At 38.8% G+C, this 6,950-nt stretch carries 12 protein-coding genes; all 12 read left to right on the top strand.

The window, feature by feature from the left end; all coding sequences use genetic code 11:
* Positions 1-16 precede the first annotated feature (16 nt).
* The 12 genes from ABWW54_RS19895 (at position 17) to ABWW54_RS19950 (ending at position 6,808) form a co-directional block, all read left to right on the top strand.
* Positions 17-325 (top strand): hypothetical protein, encoded by a 309-nt coding sequence (locus ABWW54_RS19895; protein WP_353414949.1) that lies wholly within the window; start codon positions 17-19, stop codon positions 323-325.
* Positions 326-440: 115 nt separating this feature from the next.
* Entirely contained in the window at positions 441-728 is a 288-nt protein-coding gene (locus ABWW54_RS19900; protein ID WP_353414951.1) for a BrnT family toxin, read from the top strand.
* Positions 725-940, top strand: coding sequence for a BrnA antitoxin family protein (locus tag ABWW54_RS19905; protein WP_189401668.1), 216 nt, complete (start codon positions 725-727; stop codon positions 938-940). The genes ABWW54_RS19900 and ABWW54_RS19905 overlap by 4 nt, the downstream gene beginning before the upstream one ends.
* A gap of 21 nt (positions 941-961) precedes the next feature.
* Positions 962-1,315 carry an Imm32 family immunity protein gene (locus tag ABWW54_RS19910; RefSeq protein ID WP_353414953.1) on the top strand — a complete coding sequence of 118 codons (354 nt, stop codon included), beginning with the start codon at positions 962-964 and terminating at the stop codon, positions 1,313-1,315.
* An 80-nt stretch (positions 1,316-1,395) separates the two neighbouring features.
* Positions 1,396-1,863 (top strand): hypothetical protein, encoded by a 468-nt coding sequence (locus ABWW54_RS19915; RefSeq protein ID WP_353414955.1) that lies wholly within the window; start codon positions 1,396-1,398, stop codon positions 1,861-1,863.
* A gap of 17 nt (positions 1,864-1,880) precedes the next feature.
* Positions 1,881-2,192, top strand: coding sequence for a hypothetical protein (locus tag ABWW54_RS19920; protein ID WP_353414957.1), 312 nt, complete (start codon positions 1,881-1,883; stop codon positions 2,190-2,192).
* A gap of 454 nt (positions 2,193-2,646) precedes the next feature.
* Complete coding sequence (locus tag ABWW54_RS19925; RefSeq protein WP_353414959.1) at positions 2,647-3,087, top strand: hypothetical protein; 441 nt, start codon at positions 2,647-2,649, stop codon at positions 3,085-3,087.
* Between the two features lie 88 nt (positions 3,088-3,175).
* Entirely contained in the window at positions 3,176-3,553 is a 378-nt protein-coding gene (locus ABWW54_RS19930; RefSeq protein WP_353414961.1) for a hypothetical protein, read from the top strand.
* 97 nt (positions 3,554-3,650) lie between these two features.
* The gene (locus tag ABWW54_RS19935) at positions 3,651-4,235 is read left to right on the top strand and encodes a hypothetical protein (RefSeq protein WP_353414963.1); all 585 of its coding nucleotides are present in this window, start codon (positions 3,651-3,653) and stop codon (positions 4,233-4,235) included.
* A 98-nt stretch (positions 4,236-4,333) separates the two neighbouring features.
* The gene (locus ABWW54_RS19940) at positions 4,334-4,726 is read left to right on the top strand and encodes a hypothetical protein (RefSeq protein WP_353414964.1); all 393 of its coding nucleotides are present in this window, start codon (positions 4,334-4,336) and stop codon (positions 4,724-4,726) included.
* An 875-nt stretch (positions 4,727-5,601) separates the two neighbouring features.
* On the top strand, positions 5,602-6,324 hold the full coding sequence (locus ABWW54_RS19945; protein ID WP_353414966.1) for a hypothetical protein: 723 nt from the start codon (positions 5,602-5,604) through the stop codon (positions 6,322-6,324).
* A gap of 118 nt (positions 6,325-6,442) precedes the next feature.
* Positions 6,443-6,808, top strand: a complete 366-nt coding sequence (locus tag ABWW54_RS19950; RefSeq protein ID WP_353414968.1) for a hypothetical protein — start codon at positions 6,443-6,445, stop codon at positions 6,806-6,808.
* The last annotated feature ends 142 nt before the right edge of the window (positions 6,809-6,950 follow it).

Genomic DNA, 6,950 nt, shown 5'->3' on the forward strand with positions numbered 1-6,950 from the left:
TGTTTACTGAATCCCAATGAGACGGAAAGATCATCAATATCAAGAAGCAGTTGAGGCGGAGATAGAACGTATATCAGCATCGCCTCTGGATTGGATTTATAAGCTACCCTTTGGTAGCCGTCATAGGTTTACGTATGAAGGTAAGGAATTTGAAGGCGGACTGTGCCACTTCGATAAAGATATGGGCTACGAAAATCATTCTCTAGTTCTGTTTTTAGAACGGAAAGTCTTCTTTGGTGTTTACAAAAAATACATGGCTGGCTTTTCATTTAACAAAAATGAAATTCTTGAGATTCCAAAAGAGATAATTGAGTCTTGTGATTAGTTCGAAACATAACAAGGTAAAACACCGCTTCGCTCGGACGCACTTTGTGCGCCCGTGTTCACGGCGTTACTGAGATTTCATTTGCCAGCCCTAAATTTATACATATAATGTATGTATGATTGATTTTGGATGGGATGACTTAAAAGCGACTTCAAACCTTGAGAAGCACAAGGTTTCATTTGAGGAAGCTCGCTCGGTTTTCTTCGATGAATATGCCCAGCAATTTTTTGATGCTGAGAATTCTGATGAAGAAGACAGATTCCTAATGCTCGGGAAAAGTTCAAAATCTAGAATACTTATCGTGGTTCATTGCGAACGAGATGATGGCTCAACTATCAGAATAATTTCGGCTCGTAAGGCTACGGCTAAGGAAAGAAAATTTTACTTAGGCCCTAAATTATGAAGAAAGAATACGATCTATCAAAAATGAAGGTAAGGAAAAACCCTTATATTTCAAAGCTGAAGCGTCAAGTCACAATCAGAATGTCCGATGATGTTATCTCTTATTTCAAAGATATGTCTGAAGACACTGGTATTGCATACCAGAGTCTTATCAATTTGTACTTAAAAGATTGTGTTGAGAATGATCGGCGTCCTGACCTATCTTGGAAGTAATGCTCAGTAACAAGTTCAAATATGTTTGCGCGCCTACGGCACGCATGGACGCCGCTGGAAAGCGGCGCCAATATTGAAGGCGTTAGAGGCACTATGAGCAAAGAACACTTATTAAGTATTGTTTCTGACAACGAAGGGCAAGTTTTTGTTCATGCAGATCTAGAAGGTGTTCGTCTTTTAATGAAGGAGCTAAAACACATTGAGAAAGGGCTCGAAGAAAACGAATGTCCGCATACTCATTTATATTCAGAATCTTGGGCAGGCTGGGAGTTAACCGAGTCTAAACTAGAATCCCAAGAAAATGAAAAAGAGCAAATTCACCATCTAAAAATATACGGCTGGAATCAAGAATGGAAAACTAAACATGGCCTCTAACAAGAATCAAAACTCTGCCTACGGCAGTTCGGACGCGTTTTCAACGCGCCCGTTTGCTGGGCGTTATGTTTGATCTTAGTATGAAGCAGCTCGTCATTATATTTTTGCTTGTTTCTTTACCGTTCTCCGCTAGTTCAAATTGCGAAAGTTTGGCGTACGGATCAAAAAGAGTTGAAGGCATAATTGAGATAGATAATAAGAATAAGAAAGATTTCTTCAATATCTCCATTCCTAAAGAGATTGATGGCCTCAAATTCTTTTATGCTGTCTTAGAAAAAGGTTGTTCTAAAAACGGTTACAGTTCCTATTCCATACCATTGCAAACAGAAGAACGCGATGGATTTATAAAGGCTTATGTGAAAATGCCACGAAACAAAGCAAAGAACTGGAAGGTTCATGTTGGCTATGTTGTTGAGCAAACAAAAGATATTATTATTTTTGATGGGTCAGCATATGAGAGTTGGGCACCTTTACAACATAACAAGGTTAAAAACGAAAATGCCAGCGGTGCTGGCACGGACGCGCAGAAAGACGCGCGCCCGTTTTAAAGGCGTTAGATTTACTCATGTCTGAGATGATTCCAAAAATTATATTTTTTATGGCAATCGCTGCTCCTGTGATTGTTTTTACTTATAGAAATAGATTTAACAATTTCAAGAAAACTTTTCTTAGGGCCATCATCGCAATTTTATTAGGCTGGTTACTCATCTATTGCTATCTAATTGTGGTTCAATCTGCACTTGAGCCACAAGAGATCAATGGCGCTGCTAATGCATTCGTTTCTGTTTTGGGTTGGGCGTTCCCCACAGCTCTAGTAGTTGTGGCGTGGTTACTAAAAAAGTTTTTACTTGGGCTAAGTTCTATATATGAAATCTAACAAGTTGCCCAAATTTACTCCGCCAGCAAGCTGGCTCCGCGGGACACCGCATACGACGCGGTGCCCCTTGGCAAGGCGTTATGTGTACAGGTAGATCTCGTTGAAAAAGAAAACTAGAGATATTGTAGTCAATGAAACGAAGTACGCTTGGCTTGTTCGGGAAGAAGACTTTCCTCAACACACATTAAAAATTTGGAACTCTGCTGAAAAGGCAAGGCCTATATGTGAATTGTCATTCTGCATTCTTTCAGAGTTTTCGACAGTTACACCAAAGATTGTAAAGTCGGTAATAGAGAACATTTCTAAAATCTTCATAAAAGAAAATAAGGTTGTTCAAATGCCGCTAAAACAAGTTTATGAAACAACAAAAAGTTAAAACACATAACAAGAACCAAAACCCTGCTTACGGCAGTTCGGACGCGTTTTCAACGCGCCCGTTTGGTGGGCGTTATACGTGTTCATACTAGTGCGCACATCAAAGGCAATAGCGAAGCTTGGCGGCTCACTGTTATTTGGCGTACTAACACTATCAATAATCAGTTTTGTTGTAGTTTGGTACTTTTTTCTCTCTTTTACGTCGCTTGAACACAATGGAAATCTAAGAAAGATTGGCCTTCAAAAAGCAAGAAAAGTAGAGGTCCAATGGCTTCCATTTGCGGACAGTGTTTTACACTACAAATTTAGTGCGAACAGGCAAGATATTGATTCAATAATTGAAACGATGAAGCTATTCGAAAACGTTCCTGAAGGCACTAAGAAAATCGCACACCCAATGTTTTTCTATCCAATATCAGGGGAGAAGGAAACTTATTTTGTTAAGGCTGGCTACGCCAGCTTATATCTATATTTTTATCCGGATAGAGAACTTGCGTATTATGTCCATCATGACCCATAAACGTATAACAAGAATAAACACAAATGCGCTTCCAGCGCTCGGACGCGTGCTACGCCCGCGCCCGTGTTATTGGCGTTATGGTTATTAAATGACTAATTTAAACCAAGTCTTGGCTTTTCTCTCTATTCTCTTGATCCTTTCTTTCATGGGATTTGGGGTAATGTATTTCTATCAACCACCTGTAGAAACTTCAGATGAAGCCGGTACTTCATATATTGAATTGCCGCGTGAGCAGAAATTTATGGCAGAACAATTTAGGTTGGCGAACTTCTGTGAAACTAGCTATGACTGTGTAAATGTCGGTACTTACTGTGGTGTAGGTTGCGAAGTATTTGTTAACTCCAAAGCAGTGAAAGATATAAAAGTTTTAATGTCTAAGTTTCCCCCCAGCTGTGTAAACGACTGCATGGGTGGAAATGCCAAAGCTGTTTGTAAAAATAATAAATGCGTAGAAATCAAACCATAACAAGCTCCCAAAGTTCACTCCGTTCGCTGTGCTCACTCCGCGGGACGCCGCATACGACGCGGCGCCCCTTGGCAAGGCGTTAGGTCTACAAAACAAAATGAGACTTCTATTCGCGCTTGTTTATATATCGTTTGGAATGTGGTGTTATTTCCAGTTTGGTGGTGATACTTTGCATCCAAATATTGGCATGGTTGTATTGGCTGCTCTTTTCCTTTCTTCAGTTGTTGTCTGTAACGAGGGCTTCTTTCGGATGCTCCGCGGTGTTTCTTACGAAGAACATCTTGATGAACTACTGAAAAATAACAAAGCCATTATTGAAAAGTATACAGTCCGAAATTCTTTGGTATTTGATGACTTAGGTACTGGATGTAATGCCTATTTATTAGATGTTGGAAATAAAGAAATAATTTGTTTACATGGTCAAGATTATGGTTTCGAACCAATAGATGATGAACCAGAATTAAATCAAGAGAGGCAATTTCCTACTGAAAAATTCTCTTTAGTCAGAGTATTGAAGAATCAAGAAATTCATCATGTTAGGCCTGAAGGTAGAGTATTAAAAACGGAATTTATTGAAACTCCAAATATTAAAAATCTCTATAACCTAGGCATTGTATTAGAAGATGGTAAAATCTATAAAAACGTAACATTTTCTGAAGTACTTGATGCAGTTAAACAATAGAGACCTAACAAGGCGTCAAAGTTCACTCCGCTGCTTGCAGCAGCTCCGCAGGACGCGTTTGTCAACGCGCCCCTTGGCTAGGCGTTAATTTTACCTTCATGAATTTCAAGCTTTTTGCTACAACAGTTTTAGCTCTTGCCTCGGTTGCTTGTGATATCCCAGACTGTGGATCCAACTCAGATAATGCAAATTTTTTAAGATCTTTGCCAGTAGAGCGATATGAAAGGCTTTATAGTTATAGCGTTAGTTTAGGTTCAGAAAATAAAACTCATAGACATTTTGATCTTGAAAAAAATCCACTCCCTAAACAATTATCTGACCTTCCTATCAAAGTTATCAAGGTGAATAAGAGGCATGTTCTTTATAGGCTTGAAGGCTGCCTTGATCATCATCTTGATCTTGTTTTGAAAAAAACTGGAGAGAATTCTCCTAGAATAGAATTAAGGTCTGAAGAGCATCCAAGAATTGTTGAAGTACTGTGGGAAAAGTGAAAATTAACAAGCTCAAAAACGGAGATGCCAGCAGAGCTGGCACGGACGCGAAAAGATGTGCGCCCGTTTTAAGGGCGTTAGGGGCTACTAAAGGTACTGACCATGAAAACATTTAGGTGGGGTGCGGGTGATCCGGTACCGATTAAGGTATTTGTAGCAATACTAGCTGTCCTGTTGATAATTCCTTTCTATGTTTTCAACAGTAGTGATTCAATATTAGGAATATTTCTCTTTTTGGCATTCTTTCCAATTTATTTAATATGTACATATAAAATTATTAGAAAATCGCTTAGGAAGGAAGTTGAAACAACAATTGACGAAGAAAAGAGGAATAATAAATTCAATCGCATAAAACCGGTTTTACTTATATTTTTTCTTTGTTTTATATCTTTAATTGTTTATCAATGGGTGTTGTCTGAATTGGCGGCAGGCTTTCGAAACTAAGCCCCTAACAAGTTTGTCGTGAGGGACGTTTTTTGCTCGCAGTTTTTGCAATCCTTGTTCCCCTCGTTACTTCAATAGACTTCGATGTTCCTTCGGATCAAGTCCTAGGAATGCAAATCAGGCAATTCACTTTTTGTTCAGTAGCTGCATTAGCAATGTATTTCAATTTCAAACAAAATTTGTTCGTACAAGTTTGCCTTGTTCTGTTAACTCTATACTTTTTGGTATTTATTCAATTCAATTGGTTAATCGCAGTTATTATGTTTCTTTTAACATCACCTATATTGTTATTTCCTTTAAAGTTTGTACGGGCCAAAAATGAAATGTCATCAAAATTAACCATACAAGTTCAAAAACGAATATGCCAGTAAGCTGGCACGGACGCCGCACAAGACGCGGCGCCTGTTTTAAAGGCGTTAGTGTTCAATCTCATGAAAATAGTTAAGTATGCTCTTCTGATTTTTTTTGTCTGCGCTTTAGGTGTAGCTTACGCAACACAAAAAGACATGATCGCTTGCAAAAACTCTGAATTACTAGGATTTGTGCATATTGGTAGTAATATCTACATTGACAAAAACCTCCTGAAAAGCGCACATACAAAATGGTTCAATCTGGTTGCCAATGCAAGAAAACGTATAAATGATATATATGGGCCAATGACATCGAATCCGGTAATTGTGTTCACAGAAACAGAAAAGCAATCTCAAAAATTTGGCTCGAACCGGTATGGTCGCACAATTCAGGGTCCGTTCGGTCAATGTGTGGTCATTGGTTCCAAAGGCCGTAATATTGACGTAGTAGCTCACGAACTAGTTCACGCGGAAGTACACCATCGGGTGGGTTGGTTTAGGCACTACACTGAAATCCCCATTTGGTTTAATGAAGGTGTGGCGTTACAGGTAGACAATCGGGAACCATATCTCATTGTAAATATAGATATAGCGCCTGGAGAAATAGAGTCAATTAAATTGCTTGATTCAATCTTCTTTACATCTGGTAATTTAGTGAACAATTATAAAGTAGCTAAACTCGCTGTTAATGGCCTTGAAAAAAAGTCCTTTTACGAAAATCTTGATAAAATCAAAAGCGGTTCTAAATTTACAAATACGTTTGTTTCAATTGGCCATTTAAGTAGTCCCCAAAAAGAACACTAACAAGCGGCTCAAACCGACCTCCACTGCGTTGCTCGTTTTGCGCTTATTCGCTACGCTAGAGCAAAACAATCAACTCCGTTCCGGCAGTTTAGCCGTGCGTTATATTTACTGAGAAATCATGCAACAAAATAAGCTACAGTCAGATCGTTGTATTTTGTTCCCACAAACTAAAGAAGCAGTCAATTGCATCGAATCGAAGGAGCTTGATAGTAGATATGTGATTGATGTCATTGATCTCACATACTCACAGTCTTGTAAGCTTGAAATATTTGGTTTCTTTGATTTTTCGAAGAATGGCCAATCACAAATTAAGGAAAACTCCTTTGTGAAACTAAATGCGGACGACATTCACTTGAGTCTTGAGAGCGCGCTATCAGCGCGCAAACAAACCGAAGATCAAGAGATGGTTAAAGTTATAGATAAATTTATAGAAAAAGCTAATCACTCAAAAATTATTAGTATGCCAATATGGTTCAATACATGAAAAAATATAACAAGTTGCCAAAGTTTACTCCGCAGCAAGCTGCTCCGCGGAACACGTTTTCAACGCGCCCCTTGGCAATGCGTTACGTAGCTTAAGGATTTAGCCATGACAAATGCATCTATTTCTTTCGCTTTGGGAGTCT

Origin of the sequence: Arenicella sp. 4NH20-0111 (genome assembly GCF_040366405.1) — a bacterium.
Classification (GTDB): domain Bacteria; phylum Pseudomonadota; class Gammaproteobacteria; order Arenicellales; family Arenicellaceae; genus Arenicella.